Origin of the sequence: Streptomyces sp. SID12501 (genome assembly GCF_010550245.1) — a bacterium.
Lineage (GTDB): Bacteria > Actinomycetota > Actinomycetes > Streptomycetales > Streptomycetaceae > Streptomyces.
Map to the genome: position 1 here is coordinate 1 of NZ_JAAGLU010000606.1, position 449 is coordinate 449.

The following is a 449-nucleotide window of genomic DNA, read 5'->3' on the forward strand; positions in this document are numbered from 1 at the left end:
CCAAGGCCGACGCCGAGCAGGTGGCCGTGGCGGTCGGCGACCTGCCGCTCGCCGTCGAACAGGCGGGCGCCTGGATCGCGGAGACCGCGACACCGGTGTCGGCGTACCTGGAGCAGCTGGCCCAGCAGACGGCCCGGGTGCTCGGGCTGAACCAGCCGCCCGGCTACCCGGAGCCGGTCGCGGCGACCTGGAACGTGTCGATCGAACGGCTCCAGTCCCGCTCCCCCGCCGCGGTCCGGCTGTTGCAACTGTGCGCCTTCTTCGCGCCGGAGCCGATCTCGGCGAACCTGCTGTACAGCAAGGAGATGATCGACGCGCTCAAGCCGTACGACGCCTCGCTCCAGGAGAAGTTGGTGCTGGGCCGGGTGATCCGGGAGATCGGCCGGTTCGCGATGGCCAAGGTCGACCAGGTGAGCAACAGCATTCAGGTGCACCGGCTCGTACAGGCC

At 70.2% G+C, this 449-nt stretch carries 1 pseudogene; it reads left to right on the plus strand.

The window, feature by feature from the left end:
• A pseudogene (locus G3I71_RS47505) lies at positions 1-449 on the plus strand (ATP/GTP-binding protein); the annotation flags it as partial.